The sequence below is a fragment of the Candidatus Chryseobacterium colombiense genome (assembly GCA_029203185.1).
GTDB classification, from domain to species: domain Bacteria; phylum Bacteroidota; class Bacteroidia; order Flavobacteriales; family Weeksellaceae; genus Chryseobacterium; species Chryseobacterium colombiense.
The window spans coordinates 3,645,758-3,665,786 of sequence record CP119310.1 but is presented as its reverse complement, the minus strand read 5'-3'; the positions used below and the strand labels follow the sequence as shown (position 1 = coordinate 3,665,786).

The following is a 20,029-nucleotide window of genomic DNA, read 5'->3' as shown; positions in this document are numbered from 1 at the left end:
ATTTGAAAATGAAAGCTTAGCTCCCATCTTCAAACCTCTAATATCTAACATCTATAAAAATAAAAATGGATTTACTTACATTTAAACTTATACTTGTATTAGCGCTTTTCCTGCTTTCATTAACGATTGCGGCCTACTCTACCTGGGCAGAAAGAAAAGTTGCCTCTATCATGCAGGATAGAATTGGTCCCAACAGAGCTGGACCTTTCGGATTGCTGCAACCTCTTGCTGATGGTGGAAAGTTTTTCTTCAAAGAAGATTTTACACCTGCCAATGCAGAAAAATTCCTTTTCGTATTGGGACCGGCTTTGGTAATGTTTATTTCATTAATCACGGGAGCGGTTATTCCTTGGGGTAAAAGTTTAAATATTGCAGGTACTTCTTATGATCTTCAGGTTGCTAACATCGATGTTGGTGTACTTTTCATCATCGGAATGGCTTCAATTGGTGTTTACGGAATCATGATCGGAGGTTGGGCTTCGAACAACAAATATTCATTATTAGGAGCAATCCGTGCTTCTTCTCAGATGATTTCTTACGAACTGGCAATGGGATTGGCTTTACTTTCTATCATTATGATGACAGGAAGTTTGGATTTAAAAGAAATTACAGCTAGCCAGACCAATGGAAAACTTTGGGGATTCATTCCTTGGGTTTCAGGGCTGAACTGGAACATTTTTTACCAGCCGATTGCTTTCCTTGTTTTCATTGTAGCCGCTTTAGCAGAAACCAACAGACACCCTTTCGATTTACCTGAGTGTGAATCTGAATTGGTAACAGGATATTCTACAGAATACTCATCAATGAAGTTAGGATTATACATGTTCGGTGAATATGTGAATATGTTTATTTCCAATGCATTCATGGTAGTTCTTTTCTTCGGAGGGTACAACTATCCTGGAATAGAATGGGTAACTCAGCACTGGGGTGAAAACACAGCAGGTATCTTGAGTATCGTAGCATTCTTAACGAAAACAATAATCGGAATTTTGATCTTCATGTGGATCAGATGGACGCTTCCAAGATTTAGATATGACCAATTAATGCATTTAGGTTGGAAAACTTTAATTCCAATGGCATTGGTAAACTTGCTGGTTACAGGAGCTGTAATTTTAGCATTTGGAAACTAAGAGATAAGAATATATTTTTAAATGCTGGATGGAAGTTCAGCCTAAAAAATTAAAATAAATGAAACTTACGAACAGATCAAAAGTTGTTTCTAATAAAGAAATGACCCTTGCTGAAAAAATCTACTTACCTGCGATTTTTACAGGAATGGGGATTACATTTAAGCATGCTGTAAGAACCGTATTGAAAGGTGCTCCCGCAGTATATTCGTATCCGGAAGTACAGAAACCGAGAGCAGAAATCTGGAGAGGTCAGCACGTTCTGAAAAGAGACGAGGAAGGCAGAGAAAGATGTACCGCTTGCGGACTTTGTGCGGTGGCATGTCCTGCAGAAGCAATTACAATGACTGCTGCTGAAAGAACTAAAGAAGAAAAACACCTTTACAGAGAAGAGAAATATGCATCAGTATATGAAATTAATATGCTAAGATGTATTTTCTGCGGTATGTGTGAAGAAGCTTGTCCGAAATCAGCCATCTATCTTACAGACAGATTGGTAGATGTGGAAACCAACAGAGGTTCTTTCATTTACGGAAAAGATAAATTGGTTGAAAAAATAAATGAAAGGATTGATATCACTGAAAGACAATCCGAGAAACAAAAAAATGCGGTAAAATAATGGATCAGTTTTTATTTTTCTTGGTGGCGTTTTTAGCAGTGGCAAGTGCGGTGTATTTCGTATTTGCGAGAAATCCTTTATATGCTATTTTGTCATTAATTGTTACAATGTTTTCTATTGCGGGTATGTACATCCTTCTGAATGCACAATTCCTTGCGATTATCCAGATTATTGTTTACGCCGGAGCCATCATGGTATTATTTCTTTATATCCTGATGATGCTTAACCTTAATAAACAAGACGAAAGTAAGAAGAACAATACTTTAAAATTTGTTGGAGTTTTTACAGCAGGTCTTTTATTAATTGGAGTTTTAGGGGTATTCAGAGGAGTTCAGGACAACCATGTTGTAGTTGAAAATGTAGACAGAGGAGTTGGTCTAACGAAAAATCTGGGTAGACTTTTGTTTAATGAATATGTTTTACCGTTTGAGCTTGCATCCATTCTTATTTTGGCAGGTATCGTAGGTGCGGTATTAATCGGTAAAAAAGATTTATAAAATTATGGGAGAAGTAAATACATTTATACAAAGCATCCCTCTGAATTACTTTATCATACTTTCATCAGTTTTATTCTGTTTGGGAGTTTTGGGAGTATTGCTGAGAAAAAATGCAATTGTTATTTTGGGTTGTGTAGAGCTTATGCTGAATTCTGTAAACCTTTTATTGGCTGCGTTTTCTGCATACAAAGGTAACGGCGACGGACAACTATTAGTTTTCTTCATTATGGTGGTTGCTGCTGCGGAAGTGGCGGTAGGTTTGGCAATTATTGCTATGCTATATAGAAATACCCGTTCTGTTGATGTAAGTATATTTAATAAATTAAGAGGATAAGAATGGAGAATTTAGTATATGCAATAGTACTTTTACCACTTTTAGGGTTTCTTATTAACGGTTTATTCGGAAAAAATCTTCCAAAAATTGTTGTGGGTAGCTTGGCTACAGCAATGGTTTTTGCATCTTTCTGCATCGCAGTGAGTATTTTTATGAATTTTGATTCCGAAAGCCAGCCTGTAATTGTAAAAGCTTTTGAATGGTTTAGAGTAAACGGAGTTCAGATCAATTTCGGATTCCAGATCGATCAGTTATCATTAATGATGATCATGATCATCACAGGAATTGGTTCTTTAATTCACCTGTACTCTATCGGATATATGAGTCACGATAAAGGTTTCTATAAGTTTTTCACTTATCTGAATTTATTTATCTTCTCAATGTTATTATTGGTAATGGGAAGCAACTACCTGATCTTATTCATCGGATGGGAAGGTGTAGGATTGTGTTCTTACTTACTTATCGGATTCTGGTATACCAACGAGGAATATGGTAAAGCAGCAAGAAAAGCTTTCATCATGAACAGAATTGGTGACCTAGCGTTACTGATCGGTATCTTCATGATCGCTTCTCAGACTAACGCTGTTGATTATCTTACCGTATCACAGAATGCCGGAAAATTTGAATTGGACGGAAACGTAATTATCTTTATTACGGCGAGTTTATTTATCGGAGCTACTGGTAAATCTGCTCAGGTTCCATTATATACTTGGTTACCGGATGCAATGGCGGGTCCAACTCCAGTTTCTGCGTTAATTCACGCGGCAACGATGGTAACGGCGGGTATTTATTTAGTAGTAAGATCTAACTTCTTATTTACTTTAGCGCCTACTGTTCAGGGAGGAATTTTATTCATCGGATTCTTAACAGCTGCTTTAGCTGGATTCTACGCACTTCGTCAGAACGACATCAAAAAAGTATTGGCTTATTCTACGGTTTCACAGCTTGGATTTATGTTCATTGCCTTAGGTCTTGGAGCGTATACAACAGCTATGTTCCATGTAATGACACACGCTTTCTTCAAAGCATTGTTGTTCTTGGGAGCAGGTTCTGTAATCCACGCTATGAGCAACGAGCAGGATATGCGTTTCATGGGAGGATTGAAAAAATACATCCCGATTACTCACGCAACTTTCCTGATCGGAACATTAGCTATCTCTGGATTCCCTTTATTATCAGGGATGATTTCAAAAGACGAAATTTTAGTAGCAGCTTTTGCTAAAAATCCAATGTATTGGGTATTATTATTCATTTTAGCGGCTATTACTGCAACTTATATGTTCAGATTGTACTATTTGACTTTCCACGGAGAGTTCAGAGGTACTGAAGATCAAAAACACCACTTACACGAAAGCCCGTCTAATATGACGTTACCATTGATCGTATTGGCTATTCTTTCTGTTGTAGGAGGATTAATTAACCTTCCTCACTTCATCGGTCACGGTCATTATGCAAAATTAATGGAATGGCTGAAGCCCGTGCTTACTGAGGAAAGCTTTAAACAAATGGAAGCTACCTTATCAGGAGTTCCGTTTGGTACTGAAATGATACTTTTAGGAGCAACTGTTCTGATGTTCTTCTGCGTTTGGTTCATTGTTAAAAACACTTATGTAAATAAGAAAAAACAAGCATTACCGGAAGAGCAGTATACAGGATGGGAAAAATTGTCTGCTAAAAAATTATATGTTGACGAACTTTACAATGCATTAATTGTAAAAACTGTTGAAGGATTAGGACGCGGAGGAAAGATGTTTGATAAAGGTATTCTTGATCGTTTTGTAGACTTCGTAGGCGAAGGTGCTGAAGACAGCGGAAAAGCGATGAAGCGTATCCAGAATGGAAATGTAGAGAACTACATTCTGATCATGTCTTTGGCTGTGGGAATTATACTGATTGTTAACTTTATATTACAATAATGTCTGGTTTATTATTAACATTATTACTATTACCTCTAGTAGGTTCGGGATTAGTTTTTGCATGGAAAAATAAATCCAGCAAATATTTGGCACTGGGAATTGCATTGGTTCAAATGCTTATAACGTTCTATATTGCAGCGGATTTTGATTTTAATCCAACGGTAGACAGCGTATTGCAGCATGAGATCAATTACCCTTGGTCACAATTCATTAAAAGTACTCTTCACTTCGGAATCGATGGAATGAGCTTACTTCTTTTGTTGTTGACAAATATTTTAACGCCGATCATTATTTTATCTTCTTTTAATGAAAATGTAAGCTACAGAAATACATTCTACGGTTTGATCCTGCTGATGCAGTTCGGGCTTGTAGGAGTTTTCACATCGCTTGACGGACTATTGTTCTACATCTTCTGGGAAGTTACTTTGATTCCGATCTGGTTTATTGCCGGACTTTGGGGTCAGGAAAATAAAAGATTTGAATTCACTACGAAATTCTTCGTCTATACATTCGTTGGGTCATTATTCATGTTAGCCGGGTTGATTTATGTGTATAACAACTCTGCATCTTTTGCACTGACAGATCTTTATAATGCTCAACTGAACGAAACACAACAGACTGTGGTATTCTGGTTTATCTTCTTTGCTTTTGCAGTGAAATTACCGGTATTCCCTTTCCATACTTGGCAACCGGATACATATACGTATTCACCAACTCAGGGTTCGATGCTTTTATCTGGTATTATGCTTAAAATGGCAGTGTATGGAGTTATCCGTTATTTATTACCGATCACTCCCCTTCCGATCGCAGGAATTTCAGGACAGATTGTAATTATTCTGGCAATTGTAGGAATTGTACACGGAGCTTTGATTGCAATCATCCAGACCGATATGAAGAGAATCATTGCGTATTCTTCTTTCTCTCACGTTGGACTAATGGTGGCAGGTATTTTCGCTTCAGCTGTAATTTCTTTAAGAGGAACTTTCAACATCGAGGGTGCTGAAGGTGCTTTAGTACAGACTTTCGCTCACGGTATCAACGTAGTGGGTCTATTCTACTGTTGTGATATTTTATATAAGAGATTTAAATCAAGAGACATCAGACAAATGGGAGGTTTGGCGAAAGTTGCTCCTAAGTTTGCCGTATTGTTCTTGATCATTATATTAGGATCAATGGGAGTTCCATTGACTAATGGATTCATTGGAGAATTTATCTTATTGAAATCTGTTTATGATTTTAATGGATTAGCAGCGGTAATCGCTGGTCTTACAGTAATCCTTGCTGCCGTATATTTATTGAGATTCTACGGAAAAGCAATGTTCGGGCAAGGTGATGATGCTGTGCTAAGTACAGTGAAAGATCTTTCTGCAGTAGAATTCTCTGTATTGGCAAGTTTAGCGGTTTTTGTGATTGTATTTGGTATTTTCCCACAACCGATAATCGAAATGGTGAATAGTTCGTTGAAGTTTATCTACCAATCAATGGTAAGCTAATTTGATATTTTAAGAAATGAGTGTTTTAATTATTGTTTTCCTAACGGCAGTTGTTGCGTTATTTTCAGGAGTTTTTGAACAAGGGAAATTCGCAAGATACATTGGGATTTTGGGATTAATCATCGCATTATGGGTAAGTTTCATGCCTGAATGTGCTTTCTTCGGACAGTACAAACACATGTATGACTACACCGCTAATACTGCGTTATTCACAAAAATATCAATCGTAACGACATTATTATTATTCTTTTTGGGAGGTTTTGCATTCAGCAACCACAGAAGCCACCAGTCAGAATTATATGCATTGATGCTTTTTGCTCTTTGCGGAGGAATTATCCTTTTTGGATACCAGAATTTAGTAACGCTATTCTTAGGAGTTGAAATTCTTTCTATTCCTTTATATGTAATGGCGGGAGCTAACAAGACAGATCTAAGATCAAACGAAGCTTCAATCAAGTATTTCCTGATGGGTGCATTTGCAACAGGTTTCCTGTTGTTTGGTATTGCATTTATCTACGGAAGTACAGGAAGTTTTGATTTATATAAAATCCAGAGTTTCGGAGTTTCAAATCCTCATGATGCTATGTTCATCTTGGGAGTATTATTGATTCTTTGTGCATTGGCATTCAAAGTAGCATTGGCTCCTTTCCATATGTGGAGTCCCGATGTTTATTATGGAGCGCCTTCATTGATCACTGCTTTCATGGCAAGTGTTGTGAAAATCTCAGGATTCTTTGCCCTGTTCAGATTAATGACGATCGGATTTGGCGGTGTTACAGCAGAATGGATCAATGTTTTCGGAGTATTCTTAATTATTACATTGCTTTTAGCAAACGTTATGGGTCTTGCTCAGACAAACGCGAAAAGAATGTTGGCCTACTCTTCAGTTTCTCACGCAGGATATATCGGATTGGTATTCTTCGGAATGACAAGTCTTTCTACTTACAATTTAGCGTTCTATTTGTTTGCTTACGCTTTATCTACAGTGGGAGTATTCATGTGTTTGATCTATGTTGAAAAACTGAAAAGAGAAACCTCTTTCGGAGCTTTCAGAGGATTAGCAAAAACAGAACCTTTACTAGCTACAACAGCGGCAATTTCTATGCTTTCCATGGCAGGTATTCCGTTAACGGCCGGTTTCATGGGAAAATTTGCTTTATTCTCTCAGGCAATGAATTCTAATCATGGAGTTTTCCTGGTATTGGTAGCGGTTTTAGGATCTGCAGTTTCTATTGCGTACTATTTGAGGCTGATCATTTCCATGTTCTTCTTCAAAGAAAGCTCATTCAAATCTTCAGAGAAAGTAACTCTTACTTACAATATCGTGGGAGTATTTGTTATCGCTTCAATCATTATCTTAGGAGTTTTCCCTGATTTATTTGCAAGATTAACCGGGTTCTAAAAGCCTTACCATTATAAAATTTAAAAACCTTTCAAATTACTTGAAAGGTTTTTTTGTTATTTTTTTATAAATTTCCTATTGAAAATTAAAAGCTTCATTCTTTTAATTCAAACCTATAATAATTAAACAGCAATTATTATAAAACGCAGCACAAAACATATGATTACCTATATAGCCCTTCCCAACGATTCATTAGAAAAAATTGCATCCGATCTTAAAATCGAAAACCCAATCTATCTCAGAGAATTTCATAATACCCATTGTGCTAAGCATGAACGCTTTTTTGATGATTTGAGAACGGGACAATCTCTCCTGCTCCCATTTGGAAATGAAATAAAGGAACTTAACAAAAAAATTATTGAAAACGGAGATAGCTTATATTACCATCCGCCTCAAGGTAAAATTCCCTTTCCAATTGATTTATTAAAAGGCAAGTATACAATTAATCATCAGAAGTTTTTAAATGACGCTCTATTAACAGATTACGAGTATCAAATTGATCTTAACTATATCCAGCTTGATAACAGTGAACATATTTTCAGCCTTCAAATGTATGATTTTAAAAAAGAAGGAATAGAATCGGATACCAAAATGTCCAGTTTGGCAAAAGCATGTGTTGAAGTCTTATATCCTTTACAAATTATCATTAATGAGGAAACTGAAATTAAAGATATCCGCTTAACCAGTCCTGAAAATTTAATTAAAGATCACCTCGAGACCCTGAAAAGTTATTTCACGGATGAATATTCCAGTTCATATATTAATCAAATGAAATCGGTCATAGAAAATAAAAAAATTCTCTTAGAAAATCTCAAAAATACATTACCTGTCCATTTTCTGACAGGTACTTTCTATAGAGCAATCTATGGTGACTGGACAGATTCACAAATCTATTATGATTTTGTACCCTGGATTACCAATGCCTCTCCTATCCGATTCGAACTCCGGAATACAATCCAGCCCAAAGAAAATGATGCTGTCTTAAAAATTATCCAAAGTGGACGTTCGTCAGATAACCGAAGTATGGATCAGCTCTACTCCAAGTCTTCCATTTTTGATACTAAAGCTCCTTTAACAGAAAATGCTGTTAATTGCGATTATTTTTCAGAGTACAGCTTTAACCGAACAGATTTATCTTTTAAGAAAATAGAAGCTGCTTTCAATATATATATTGATGATGTAACGGAAAAAGAAATCTTCATGATGGAAAAACAGGAGAAGTAAGCAATACTATTTTTAACAATTAGTGTATGAGGTGAATATTTAAAGTTTTAAAAATGTAGTAATTCTACTACTTTTTTGCTCTTAATTTTTTTATAGATTTATAAAACCAAATCAATACACACAAAATATGTCCGGTTCATCTCCACACGACGGAAAGCATTTCGTTGTACAAAAAGGGAAAGCCCAATGTAATCAGGGCAATCAATTTCCGCAGTATAAAGTAACTTCTCACCAAAAACATTATTGGAACAGTGAGGAAGGAGAAGCTGATTATTTAGCCGTTACAGAAGACGATGTGCAATTTACTCCTCCAGGCCCAAGTTTTGGACAATGTAAACTCAAGCCTACATCTGGAGGATATCTTCCTTGTGCATTTGCACCCGCCGGAAAATGGCAGAAAACTTATGAACAGGTAAAAATCATGGGCAAATCCTGTGTCACAGAACTTTCCGAACTTATGTGTACAACAGGCGGAAAAATTACAATAAAAGAACACGGGCAAACTGCTGCTATGAATAATCAAAATGTTCAGAATGCAGATCCTCAGGAACAACATAACATTAATCCTTTTATGGACTTTAAAGAATTCCAAAAGGAAAATAGTGACAATGAAGCCGATGCCATCTAACCCCAAATTGCAATGTTATGTCAAAACAAGGCGTTTATAAAATTTCCGGTAATACCCAGCCCAAAATAGGAGAAACTGTAACCTATACCATTGATGAATGGTATCCGGCAACCCCTAAAGAAAAAAGAAATCCGACATTGGTTACATGGCAACTTTTTAAGAAAGTAAATGGAAAATTTGTTCCTACCAATATCAAAAAGAAAGGAATCAGCAGTTTTACATTTCAAAATAATGCCTATCAGAATACTTATAGAATTGAAGCATATCTACACGAACCGGAAGGCAAGGCTCCAATGGCTCTTGAAATAAATCCTCAGCCTGGAGATACTCCAAAGATAAATAGAATCCAGCTAAAATATGTAGACAATACTCCGGGAACAGTCTTCAATTTTACGGAAAAGCTTATCGCCGAAGCACAATGTGTAGGTTTAGAGGGAAAATATCTCAAATTTACACTTTGGGAAGATGATGCCAAAGACAGTGGTCATAATGCTAACAATTTGCAGGTAGACAGTAAACAGGGAAAAGTAATAAACGGAGCGGCTAAAGCAGAATTTATACTTACCTCAGCTTTGATGAAAAAAGCTATACAAAGTGAAACTGATGTAAAACAACTGGAATTCTACGTCACTGTAGAATATTATGAAAATAAAAAACATGCTTCAGAAAATGTAAACGTCAATACTCCTCCCGGAATCAATACCCCTCCAGGAAAACCTCAATCTAAACCCGCTCTTCCTACTTCCCAACCCAAAGTTCCAGGTTCTCCGGCTGCCAAAAAGGGAGAGAGCAAAAAAGAACAAAACGGAATCATAGAAACAACTACAGAGGTCATTTCAGGAGTTGTTACACAAATTAGTAAAAAAATTCACGATTGGGCGGAAGTAAAAGGGACAGTAAAAAAGGATCAAAAACCAGCCCCTTCTAATCCATCGGGAAAAAGCCCGACAGTAGTAAATGCGGATAGCAAAGCACCTAGTACCTGTATTTGTAAAGAACAATATAAAGATCTGATATGGGGAGGAAAAGTAAGCTGTGAGTTTAGAAAAAAAGTCGTTGAAATAGCCAAAAGGCTAGGAAAAGATCCCAATCTCCTTATGGCAGGAATGGCTTTGGAAACAGGAAAAACCTTCTCACCTACTGCCGGTAAAGGAACAAGCTATGTGGGTCTGATACAGTTTGGAGATTCGGCAGCAAAATCTGTTAAAACCACACGCGAAGCATTACTGAAAATGACTGCTGTTAAGCAATTAGAGTATGTAGAAAAATATCTTGAAAAGAAAAAAGATAAAATAAATACCCTTACAGATTTTTATCTATCTATCCTGATGCCTGTTGATGTAGGTAAAGGGAATGAGCCAAACCATGTCGTTTTTGATAACAAATATCCTCTTGCCTATACCAAAAGCGGAAACCTGACCGATCTAAGCAAATCAAGACATTATGGTTACCGTCAAAATCCCGCATTCTATTATGAAGGGGAGCTCCACAAAAATATTAAAGTAAAAAGAAGTAACGGAAAAACCCAGACTTTCTCTGAATTGTATGATGAAAAGAAAATATGGTTCGAAAATGGAGAAAAACAATATGACGGAGAAGGTAAAACTTATATCTGGGAAATCGAAAAAAGCATTTCAAAATTTTATGAAGAAGGAAAGCAAAATAAAGTGAAATTTTTTGAATGCAATAAAAGTGAACCTGCGGCTGCACAGCCTACCTTGGATAAAAGTACATGGAATGTCGTAATCACAGAGAAATATACAGGAAGTAAATGTACTCACATAGAAAGAACTGCAGTGAGAAACAATTGTAGAAGAGGAAAAATTGAGGTATATGATCATAACCAAAAAATTGTCTTAACTTTCAATGACTGTTTATTGGAAGGAATTGCAGGTGAAGATCATATGAAAACCAATTCGGATGTTCCTTTTGGAGAATTTCAGATCAACCAGAGCACTCCTTTTTATCAATCCAATAAAGAGAATAGAAAATCATATGGCCCCAATCCTAGACTTGTTTTTGAGCCTATCGCCGGAAACAAAGATGAAGCTGCAAAAAGTGGAAGATCTGCCATAAGAATTCATGGAGGGCGCCAGGAGGGATATGAAGTTAAAACATTAAAAAGAACCCAAGGTTGTATAAGAGTCTGGGATGATGATGCAAAAGCTTTCTATGATTGGTGGGTAGATTTTAAGAAAAATAATCCTAATGTGAAACCCGGTAAAGTAACTATAAAAAAATAATATGAAAAGTTTTATAAAATTTTTTCTTATACTTTTTTTGCCTTTAATGATAAGTTGTAAGGACAAAAATGACAAAATCTCTGAAACCTCAAAAAATACAACAGCTCCAATGAATATAAATGACAAATTAAAAGATGGAATTAATGTTTCCAATTCCTTTATTGAAGATTTAGATTTTAATAAATACAAGTATAACGGAGAATACATAGAACAAATAGAAGTGAGTTCTTTGGAGGATCAGTCTTTCAGAAATAGCTTTTTTAAATTTTTAACCAGTAGAAATTTTGATCAGGGTCAATACGAACAGGTATTTTTTATCAAACTGCTGCTCGTTCGGATACAGCAATTGGATGATATAAGATCTTATTATTTTTTATCACTCATTTTCAATGATCAGAATTTAGGATATTATCTGGAAGATTATGAGCTGGATTTATTCCAGTTATTTCTCTATAAACCTTCTTATTTTATTAAAGGAGAATATAAATACAAGCAAAATAAACTCCTTGATTATATCAACCAGAATCTTCCGCAGGCATTTTTAACCAATAAAGACTATTTTGATAAGAATATTGTGGATATTAATTTTCAAAAGGATGCGTTGTTAATCAGTGAAGATGCTGTTAATAAATTTTCAATTCCAGAGCTGAAAAAACAGATTGAGAAATCAGATAAAGTGGAAGCCATTTTTTCTCCGTCATATGATACAGGCTGGAAAAACAAAACGGTTATTTACTATAATTTATACCACTATATCGATGATAAAATCGTTAATAAGCTTGATAAAAATGAATTGTCCCTTTACAATGTAAAATATAAGCCGTTTTTTAAATCTTATATCATTAAAGGCGAAAATACAGAATACTATATCCACGATAGTGATGGATATACTAACCTCAGAAAAGATAAAAATACATCTTCCGAAATTGTAGAAAAAATAAACTCGGGCGAACAGGTAGAAGTTTTAGATCAATCCGGAGACTGGTGGCTTGTTAAAACGAAAAATGGAAAACAGGGCTATGTCCATAAAAGCAGGATAAAATAATTGTTTTTTGACTTCCTTTAATCAATAGCACATCTCCATAAATCGTAAGATTTCCCTTTAAGCTATCACAATAACAACAGTATTACTTTTTTATCGAACACATAAAGCATAATTTCATTTAAGTTTAAATACATTCGTAAATCTCACATATCTCTGACTTTTCGTTCCTGAAAAAATCTATTTTTTTCATAACTTTACTCTAAATTTCAGTTGTTGGCAAACCTTTATAAAAAAGACGCTCCATTTCAGGTTTACATATCGTTCAAAAAATATTTGGATGTGTTGGAGCATATCCGTTATAACGACAGATTAGAATACCGGGCGAACTATGCAGAATCACTTATCGAAAAAACCAATAATTTTCAGGAACTGAAAAATGGTTTTCAGGATGTATCTTTATTAAACAAATATGAAGATATCATCCAGCTTTTACTTGCCGATCTTTTTCCAACAGGTTTAACGAATAATGAAATCAAAGCAGCAAGTATTCCACTGTCCAATATTACATTCAATTATACTGAACGGTTCAAGAATATACTGAAAGAGGCCGGAAAAGACTTTGAAATTGAACTCAGAAACATTGATGATGATGAGTTTTATGTTTTCTGCTGTTGTCTTATCCTGCAGACTTATTTCAAAAGAGATATCAAGACCACACTTCCCTTTTATTATGATATTCCCAATAAACAGGGAATCATGAAACATTACAAAATTACGGTAAATTCTGATTTCTCGGAGGTTTATCCCACTCCGGATGCGCCAATTCCTCCAGACACAGTTATAGATATGCTTCTGGAAAATCTGGATGATACTGCGCTATGGAAAAAGTATTTCCCTTCAAAATCTTGGATATTAAGTGGTTTTACTATTATTTCTCTGGTAGACTGTACCTCGGAAGTGGCTTTATCAGACTTAAAATCCACCATGATTAAAATTGATCCGGAGAATCTGGTTCCCGATGATAATCTAAAGGAAATTTTCAAATCCTATTTCGATGTTCCTGAGCTTAATTTTGGATTAATGCTTTTCAACAAAAAGGAAAAAAGACTGGAAAAGGTCCCGATCTATGAAAATGTTTTCACCAATCATATTCTCGATTTCTGGATCAATACTTTTGATCAGGAAGTCAGGGAAAGTACTTTCAATAATTTAAGCCATAATTCCAAGCCGGTTGTCATTTCAAATGTTGATCATTTGGATCATGAGATCCAAAAACTTCCTTCATTCAGTATTTTAAAAGATAATAATATCAACAGCTTCATGGTCATCCCGATCATGAAAGACAATGAACTTCTTGCCATCATGGAATTCACGTCTCCTTTGGCATATAGTTTTAATGGTTTAAAGCTTAAAAAACTTGAATTTTTCGCTGATATGATTCTTTTCTCTCTGAGCAGATTCAGTTTTGAAAGAAATAACCAGATAGAAGCCATTATTCAAAGAGAATACACCACGATTCACGACAGTGTAGTCTGGAAATTCAGAAATGAAGCAGAAAAATATTACAATGCATTTTTAGGGAGAAAAATGTATACATTGAAGCAGATTTCATTCAAAAATCTTACTCCGCTTTTTAGCTTTTCTGATATTCGTTCGTCCTCTGAAAAGCGCTATAATCTAATGCTTGCAGACTTAAATGAGCAGATAGAAAACCTTCATGATCTTTTTTCCCTTATCAATTCGGATTCGGAAAAATATTTACTGGCTTTAGATATTTTTGAAAATGAACTGAATAATGATATTAAAGCAGATACAGAGCAACGTTTTCAAAGGCTTTTAAGAGATGAAATTCACCCTTTTTTGCAGGGAAAACTGGAAATAAAAAGTACGAAAGAAGTAAAATCAAAAATTAAAAACTACTTCTCCAAAGTTTTCGCTCAGAATCACCTTTTTTATGGCCACAGAAAAAGCTTGGACGAATCTATTACGCTAGTCAACAGAAAGCTTGCAGATATTCTGGATGAAGGCCAGATTAAAGCACAGCAGATCTTTCCGCATTATTATGAAAGATTTAAGTCAGATGGCGTTGAGCATAATTTATATATTGGCAACGCAATTGCTCCTGAATTGCATTACACCTCAAAAGTAGTTCACAGGCTCAGATACTGGCAGCTGAAAACTGTTTGTACATTGGAACAGGAGTTTCAAAATTTCAAAACAAGCTTACCCGTTCCTCTGGATATTGCTTCTTTAATATTTGTCTATAATGAGAAGGTGGACATCCGCTTCAGAATGGATGAAAAACGTTTTGATATAGATGGTGCTTATAATTCTTATTATGAGATCATCAAAAAACGTTTAGATAAAGCTCACATCAAAGATTCTTCCGACAGAATTACCTGTCCGGGAAAAATTACCATTGTATATTTCGGAATGGAAAATCAAAGAGAATATTTGGAGTATATCAGTAAGCTACAGAAAAAAAATATTCTTCACCATGATGTAGAATTCTTAAAAGTAGAAGATCTGCAGGGAATTACAGGACTTTTGGCTTTAAGAGTTTCCCTTGTTCCGCAGGATCAATAAACGACATAGCCACCAAGCTTTTTTAAATCTCTTTGCGACTGTTCAAACTCTACAGCGTAAGAAAGGCATATCCGAAAGACAATACAGAAATGATGATTCCTGCCATAAAAATTTTATAGGTTATAGACAAAAGCCTGTACTTTCTGTCAAGCACTTTCCCAAGATAATATAAATCTTTTACCATCGAATCGTAGATATAATCACGATCTTTGATCAATACATTCATCGCGTTCTGATAATCGTCAAAAATCATCCTGTTAAAATTACCAAAGAACAAAAGATTTACTTTTCGGTCGGCAACGTCCTGTAAGGTAAATTTAGCCTGTGTAACATTAGGTTTTGTAGATAAAATCGCAAATATGATCGTTAAAACCGCGGATAACAAAAGAATAAAGCTCGGAATAATCAAATGTGAATTCTTTGGAGCATCCAGTTTGGGAACCAAAACAGAAAGACAAACCGAAATGATAATAGCATTTACAGATAACAAAATATTGGCTTTACTATCCGCAATATCACTTAATCTCGTATGATTACTCAGCGTTACTCTGAACAAAGTATCCACACTTCGGTCAGATTTTGGCTCCTTTTCTTTTTTATTCCCTGAATTTTCTTTTTTGCTTTCCTTTTCATCTTCTTTTTCCAACTTTTTCTCAATTTTCTTGATATTCTTCTCCTTTAAAGGCTGCCACGCCATTTTGGCATACTCTGTGTAAAATTTATGTTTATTTTTAAGCATTTCCAGATTTCCGGCATTCCATTCATCATTGGAAAAGCATCTCACATTGGTAAGCTCCCATTCTTTTCTGAGCGCATCAGAAATATCATTATAATCATGGCTCGCAAAATGGCTGCAATCCGAATCTTTTACAATCTGTTCCAGCAGATTCTGGGGCTCATAAGTAATTTTAGTAGCTAAAATAAGCTTGGCAATATCTTCGATCCCGTTTTCAGGATAATTTTCTTTTTTCAAAAAATCTTTCATGATTTCAACGCCTTTTTCTTCATGGTTCTGCGCACATTCTATGTACCCTGTATCATGAAACCAAAGAGCAAGCAGCACTTTCTCCTGATCTTCTTCAGAAACCGGTGTATGCTTCAAGATTTCTTCAGCCTTGTTTACTGTGTAAGTAGTATGAATAAAATTATGATAAAAGTATACCGAAGATAACTTATCTTTGAATAAGATTTCAACATAATCTTTGGCTTTTTGTAAAATGCTCATCACTGAAATTTTGTTATTGTAAATTTATGAATTTATCCTTTAAAACTCATTTAAAAAATACGTCCGTCGTCATAAGAACGGTATTATCCGCAGGAGTACTCTATTCCTGCGCAACATATAACGTAAAAAAGGGTAAAAACTTATCTGAAATACAACATTCTGACAACAAAGCTGAAAATGATTTCCAGATTTTTCTCATAGGTGATGCCGGTAATGCGGATGAACCACAATCTCAGCAAACCTTAAACCTGCTTAAATCCAAGCTTGACTCCGCCAGTAAAAATTCTATGCTGATTTTTTTAGGAGACAATATCTATCCTAGCGGAATGCCGAAAAAATCTGATGAAAATTATGCTTTGGCAAAGAAAAAACTGGAAACCCAACTGGATATCACCAAAAACTTTCAGGGAAAAACACTGGTAATTCCGGGAAATCATGACTGGTACAGCGGACTGGATGGCTTAAAAGCTCAGGAAGAATTGGTGAAAAATTATTTTAATGATAAAAAAGCTTTCTTGCCAAAAAACTCGTGCCCGCTTGATGATATCAGCTTAACGAAAGATATTAAATTAATTGTAATCGATACAGAATGGGCATTGGCAAACTGGGATAATTATCCGGGTATCAATAAAAATTGTGACATTAAAACCCGTGAAGACCTCTTCACCGACTTTAAAGACCTGATTACTAAAAATCAGGATAAGAGAATTATTGTTGCACTCCATCATCCCATTATCAGTAGCGGAACTCATGCAGGATACAATTCTGTGGCTTCTCATCTTTTTCCTTTAAACACGAAGATTCCTCTTCCCGGAATTGCAAGCATTATCAATATTTTAAGAAGTTCTTCAGGAGCAAACCCGGAAGATATAAACAATCAACACTACGCTGATTTAGCCAACCGGTTAAAAAGTATTGTTCAGGATAAAGAAAATATTATTTTTGTTTCCGGGCATGATCATAATCTTCAATATCATGAAGAAAGAAACATCAGACAAATTGTAAGTGGAGCTGGTTCAAAAGTAGATCCTGCAACCATTGGCTCAAGGACAGATTTTTCCTACGGAGGAAGCGGCTTTGCCATATTGAACATCAGAAAAGATGAGAGTTCGGATATTGAATATTTTTCAACAAAAAACAATACTCTAAAAAAGCTTACCCATGTTCAGGTTATTGAAAAACCTCAAAAATTTATCAATAATTATCCCGATTCTTTTCCAGCCACTGTTACTTCCACTATTTATCCTAAAAAATTAACACAGAAAGGACCGATTTACAGATGGCTTTGGGGGGAACATTACAGAAAATATTACGGAATGCCGATTGAAGCTCCTACCGCCAATCTTTCGACACTTGACGGAGGCTATACCCCTTTCAGAGAAGGCGGCGGAAACCAGTCGAATAGTTTACGCCTTAAAACTCAGGACGGACAGGAATTTGTCATGAGGGGAGTCAAAAAAAGCGCAGTCCGTTTTCTGAACAATATGGCCTTTAAGAAAAGTACTTTCGGAAACGAGCTTAATAATACTTTCCCGGATAAATTCTTACTGGATTTTTATACGACCAATCATCCATTCACCCCTTTTTCTGTGGGGAATATGGCCGAAAAACTTAATATACCTCATTCCAATCCAAGATTATATTACATTCCTAAGCAACAGGCTTTAGGTGAATATAATCAGAACTATGGCAACGAAATGTATATGATTGAAGAGCGTTTTTCTTCAGATCCGAAAACATTGGCTTCTCTGGATAATGCAAAAGACCTTCTTTCTACCGATGATGTTTTAAAGAACTTAAATAAAAGTTATAAATATTCGATTGATAAGGAATCTTATATCAGAGCAAGAATCTTCGATATGCTGATTGGTGACTGGGACAGACATTCTGATCAATGGAAATGGGCAGAATATGAGGATGGCAAGAAGGTTATTTACAAGCCGATTCCACGAGACCGGGATCAGGCTTTCAGTAAATATGACGGAGCTGCTTTCAAGATTATTATGAATATTCCGGCTATCCGACATATGAAAACGTTTAAAGAGGATATTAAAAATGTAAAATGGATGAATATGGAACCTTATCCGTTAGATTTAATATTCTTAAAAGGAGCGACTCAGGAAGACTGGATTGCACAGGCAAAATATATTCAGGAACATCTTACGGATAAAAATATCGATGAAGCATTTACCAATATTCCTAAAGAAGTACAGGATGAAACACTTGCTGATATACAGCGAAAGTTAAAAATCAGAAAAACAAAACTTCAGGATTACGCTTCCCAATATTATGATGTTTTACAGGAAAAAGTACCGTTAGCCGGAACTGTAAATCCTGACAAATTTGTCATTACCAAGAACGGAAATTCCGTTCTTGTACAGCAGTATAAGCTTGATAAAAACCAGGAAAACCCTGAACTTGTTTTTGAGAAGACCTATGAGGATTCCAAAACCAAGGAACTCTGGATTTACGGACTGGAAGACGATGATATTTATGAGGTTTCCGGGGAAGGCCATCCAAAAATGAATATCAGATTAATCGGAGGCTATAATCATGACACTTATACCGTTGCCAACGGAAGTAAAGTAAAAATCTATGATTTTAAATCACAGAAAAATACATACAACGGTGAAGGAGCCAAAAAGATTTCGGATGATTATGATATCAATACCTACAATTACAAGCATCCGAAATATAATTTTGTAGCCGGTTATCCTAATATAGACTTTAATCCTGATGATGGCGTTATCATTGGTGCATTAGTCAATTATACCGTCAATAACTTCATTCGTGATCCTTTTACACAAAAGCACAGCTTAAAAGCTAATTTTTACACTGCTACAGCTGGCTTTAATCTTGCATATAAAGGAATATTCAAAAAAGCAATCGCAGGATGGGATTTTAATATTGATGCATTGTACAGCACTCCCCGATTTTCTGAAAACTTTTTCGGATTATCCAATGAAAGTGAATACGATAAAGAAAACACAGACCGAAAATACAACAGAGCAAGAATATCAAAGTTAAACTTTGCACCGTCTATTTCTAAGAAAAGCTGGATGAATCTGCAACATCAGTTTCAGCTTACGTTTGAAAACAATAAAGTACAAAGAAAAGGGAATCGTTTTGTAGACGTTTCTCCGGATGTAAACCAAGAGGTATTCAGCAGTCAGCAATTTGCCGGAGCGAATTATACTTTCAGCTACAAAAATTTAGACAATACCGCTTTTCCTACTTTAGGAATGGAGTTTGTTGTAAATGCAGACTGGAAAACCAACCTATCAAATATTGAAAAAAGTTTCCTTATTCTCAACGGTTCGCTTTCTATCGACCACCGACTTGATAAAAGAGGAAACTTTGTATTGGCGAATTCTACCAACGCCATGTGGATCAATAATAACAATTTTGAATTCTACCAGGCAGCAAGCATTGGAGGTAACAACGGAATGAGAGCTTTCAGAAATGACAGGTTTTCAGGAAGATCTTATTTTACCAATAACTCTGAAATCCGATGGGATTTCGGAAGGGTAAGAAATCCTATTGTTCCTGCAAACATGGGAATTCTGATAGGGTATGATATCGGTAGAGTCTGGAATGATCATGAAGATTCAAGAAAATGGCATCAGTCTATTGGTGGTGGTTTCTGGATGAGCATTGTAGAAACATTCTCGGCAAGATTGAATTATTTTACAGGTTCCGATGGCGGAAGAATCTCCGGAGGAATAGGAATGACGTTTTAAAAATAAAATC

The 20,029-nt window shown here is 35.6% G+C and carries 14 protein-coding genes; 13 read left to right on the top strand and 1 reads right to left on the bottom strand.

Annotated features, from left to right (window positions below):
- The first annotated feature begins 65 nt into the window (after nucleotides 1-65).
- The 12 genes from nuoH to P0Y62_16585 all read left to right on the top strand — a co-directional run bounded on the left by nuoH (nucleotide 66) and on the right by P0Y62_16585 (nucleotide 15,054).
- Complete coding sequence (gene nuoH, locus P0Y62_16640) at nucleotides 66-1,130, top strand: NADH-quinone oxidoreductase subunit NuoH (GenBank protein ID WEK69450.1); 1,065 nt, start codon at nucleotides 66-68, stop codon at nucleotides 1,128-1,130.
- 58 nt (nucleotides 1,131-1,188) lie between these two features.
- A complete protein-coding gene (locus tag P0Y62_16635; protein WEK69449.1) occupies nucleotides 1,189-1,746 on the top strand; it encodes an NADH-quinone oxidoreductase subunit I in 558 nt (185 codons plus the stop codon).
- The gene (locus P0Y62_16630) at nucleotides 1,746-2,243 is read left to right on the top strand and encodes an NADH-quinone oxidoreductase subunit J (protein ID WEK69448.1); all 498 of its coding nucleotides are present in this window, start codon (nucleotides 1,746-1,748) and stop codon (nucleotides 2,241-2,243) included. Before P0Y62_16635 ends, P0Y62_16630 begins: the two co-directional genes overlap by 1 nt.
- A 4-nt stretch (nucleotides 2,244-2,247) precedes the next feature.
- Complete coding sequence (gene nuoK, locus P0Y62_16625; GenBank protein ID WEK69447.1) at nucleotides 2,248-2,577, top strand: NADH-quinone oxidoreductase subunit NuoK; 330 nt, start codon at nucleotides 2,248-2,250, stop codon at nucleotides 2,575-2,577.
- A 2-nt stretch (nucleotides 2,578-2,579) separates the two neighbouring features.
- Nucleotides 2,580-4,493 carry an NADH-quinone oxidoreductase subunit L gene (gene nuoL, locus P0Y62_16620; GenBank protein WEK69446.1) on the top strand — a complete coding sequence of 638 codons (1,914 nt, stop codon included), beginning with the start codon at nucleotides 2,580-2,582 and terminating at the stop codon, nucleotides 4,491-4,493.
- On the top strand, nucleotides 4,493-5,986 hold the full coding sequence (locus P0Y62_16615) for an NADH-quinone oxidoreductase subunit M (GenBank protein ID WEK69445.1): 1,494 nt from the start codon (nucleotides 4,493-4,495) through the stop codon (nucleotides 5,984-5,986). The genes nuoL and P0Y62_16615 overlap by 1 nt, the downstream gene beginning before the upstream one ends.
- Before the next feature lie 16 nt (nucleotides 5,987-6,002).
- Nucleotides 6,003-7,388 (top strand): NADH-quinone oxidoreductase subunit N, encoded by a 1,386-nt coding sequence (locus tag P0Y62_16610; protein ID WEK69444.1) that lies wholly within the window; start codon nucleotides 6,003-6,005, stop codon nucleotides 7,386-7,388.
- A 159-nt stretch (nucleotides 7,389-7,547) separates the two neighbouring features.
- Nucleotides 7,548-8,612 (top strand): hypothetical protein, encoded by a 1,065-nt coding sequence (locus P0Y62_16605; GenBank protein WEK69443.1) that lies wholly within the window; start codon nucleotides 7,548-7,550, stop codon nucleotides 8,610-8,612.
- A gap of 127 nt (nucleotides 8,613-8,739) precedes the next feature.
- On the top strand, nucleotides 8,740-9,240 hold the full coding sequence (locus P0Y62_16600; protein ID WEK69442.1) for a DUF4280 domain-containing protein: 501 nt from the start codon (nucleotides 8,740-8,742) through the stop codon (nucleotides 9,238-9,240).
- Between the two features lie 17 nt (nucleotides 9,241-9,257).
- On the top strand, nucleotides 9,258-11,483 hold the full coding sequence (locus P0Y62_16595) for a L,D-transpeptidase (protein WEK69441.1): 2,226 nt from the start codon (nucleotides 9,258-9,260) through the stop codon (nucleotides 11,481-11,483).
- Nucleotides 11,484-11,592: 109 nt separating this feature from the next.
- On the top strand, nucleotides 11,593-12,528 hold the full coding sequence (locus P0Y62_16590) for an SH3 domain-containing protein (protein WEK69440.1): 936 nt from the start codon (nucleotides 11,593-11,595) through the stop codon (nucleotides 12,526-12,528).
- Between the two features lie 213 nt (nucleotides 12,529-12,741).
- A complete protein-coding gene (locus P0Y62_16585) occupies nucleotides 12,742-15,054 on the top strand; it encodes a GAF domain-containing protein (protein ID WEK69439.1) in 2,313 nt (770 codons plus the stop codon).
- Between the two features lie 49 nt (nucleotides 15,055-15,103).
- On the opposite strand, the gene P0Y62_16580 is transcribed toward P0Y62_16585, so the two are convergent.
- Nucleotides 15,104-16,279 carry a DUF5706 domain-containing protein gene (locus P0Y62_16580; protein WEK69438.1) on the bottom strand — a complete coding sequence of 392 codons (1,176 nt, stop codon included), beginning with the start codon at nucleotides 16,277-16,279 and terminating at the stop codon, nucleotides 15,104-15,106.
- A 26-nt stretch (nucleotides 16,280-16,305) separates the two neighbouring features.
- On the opposite strand from P0Y62_16580, the gene P0Y62_16575 reads away from it, so the two are divergent.
- The gene (locus P0Y62_16575) at nucleotides 16,306-20,019 is read left to right on the top strand and encodes a metallophosphoesterase (protein WEK69437.1); all 3,714 of its coding nucleotides are present in this window, start codon (nucleotides 16,306-16,308) and stop codon (nucleotides 20,017-20,019) included.
- Nucleotides 20,020-20,029: the final 10 nt, after the last annotated feature.